Source organism: Microbacterium sp. BF1, assembly GCF_019279095.1.
Classification (GTDB): domain Bacteria; phylum Actinomycetota; class Actinomycetes; order Actinomycetales; family Microbacteriaceae; genus Microbacterium; species Microbacterium maritypicum.
In genome coordinates this window covers 1-1,428 of sequence record NZ_JAGYWT010000590.1, presented here as the reverse complement: position 1 = coordinate 1,428, position 1,428 = coordinate 1, and the positions used below count along the sequence as shown (strand labels likewise).

Genomic DNA, 1,428 nt, shown 5'->3' with positions numbered 1-1,428 from the left:
GGTCGAGCACTCTCGCTCCCTCGATCGCGCTCAGGGATTCCAGCGCGCCGAACAGCGACTCGCGCACCCGATCACTCGTGGGGCGTGTGCCCGAGCCCGGCACCTCGAGTCGGGCGCCTCGGGCGCTGCCTGCGATGATCCTCGTCACCCGTTCACGATACGACAGCCTGCGTGCCGGCTGTGTCCGTCGTGTTCCCTAGACTCGGAGCATGTCGCTCACGCTCGATTCCTCGTTGGAGGATGCGCTCGGTGCGGCGTCTGCCAAGACGCTCGGTCGCGCCTTCGGCATGCAGAGCGTCGGAGACCTGCTCGCGCACTATCCGCGCCGCTACGCCGACCCTGGCGAGCTCACGCCGATCCGCGACCTGCCCCTCGGAGAGACGGTGACCATCGTCGCCGAGGTTCTCTCCTCGAGCTTCCGTCGCATGCGCAACCGTCCCGGTGCCATGGTCGACGTCGTGATCGGCGACGGGATCGGACGCATGTCGCTGACCTTCTTCGCCAAGAACGTCGGCGCAGCCGAGTGGCGGTCGAAAGATCTCGCAGTGGGACGACGCGGTGTGTTCTCCGGCAAGGTCGGGGAGTTCAACGGGGTGACGCAGTTCGCGCACCCGGAGTACGAGCTGTTCGACGATGAGGATTCCGCTCGGCGCAGTGCCGACGCGCGCGCAGCCGTGCCGATCCCGATCTATCCCGCGACCTCGACGATCCAGACCTGGCAGATAGCCAGACTCATCGGTCGCGTGCTCGACGACCTCGCGGAAGCCCCCGACCCGTTGACCGCGGAGATCCGAGAACGCGAAGAGCTGCTCACCGCTCGCGAGGCTCTCGAACTGGTGCACCGCCCCCGCACCCGGAACGACATCGACCCGGCCGTGCGCACCCTGCGCATGCATGAGGCGCTCACCCTGCAGACGGCGCTCCTCCAGCAGCGGGACGCGATTCGTGCGCTCTCCGCCACGTCGCGGCCTGCGAGCGCGGGCGGGCTGCTGGAACGCTTCGACGCGAGCCTCCCGTACACGCTCACTCCCGATCAGGAGACGGTGGGACGGCAGATCGCCGCTGACCTCGTCGGTGCCTGGCCGATGAACCGTCTCGTTCAGGGCGAAGTCGGATCCGGTAAGACGCTGGTGGCCCTGCGAGCGATGCTGCAGGTGGCCGAGAGCGGCGGCCAGGCCGCGCTGATCGCCCCCACAGAGGTCTTGGCCGGTCAGCATCTGCGCTCGATCGCCAAGATGCTCGGTCCTGATCTCGCGCCGTTGCTGATGCCGACGCTGCTGACTGGTCAGATGCCCGCGGCCGGATCTCGAAATCGTCGCGTGCGAAGCGCACGGCCTCGCGGTGCACCTTGGTGACGAGCGGGCAGGTCGCATCGATCGCGTGGAGTCCTCGATCGGATGCCGCGTTCACGACTGCCGGCGAGACACC

The 1,428-nt window shown here is 68.1% G+C and carries 1 protein-coding gene and 2 pseudogenes; 1 reads left to right on the top strand and 2 read right to left on the bottom strand.

Features of this window, described 5'->3' with window-relative positions:
• Window positions 1-148, bottom strand: a 148-nt coding sequence (locus KZA10_RS15170) for an RsmD family RNA methyltransferase (RefSeq protein ID WP_218683301.1), incomplete at its 3' end; no start/stop codon positions are given.
• Between the two features lie 61 nt (window positions 149-209).
• On the opposite strand from KZA10_RS15170, the pseudogene KZA10_RS15165 reads away from it, so the two are divergent.
• Window positions 210-1,331: pseudogene (locus KZA10_RS15165) on the top strand (DEAD/DEAH box helicase); the annotation flags it as partial.
• On the opposite strand, the pseudogene KZA10_RS15160 reads toward KZA10_RS15165, so the two are convergent.
• Window positions 1,303-1,428: pseudogene (locus KZA10_RS15160) on the bottom strand (4-hydroxy-3-methylbut-2-enyl diphosphate reductase); the annotation flags it as partial. The pseudogenes KZA10_RS15165 and KZA10_RS15160 overlap by 29 nt on opposite strands.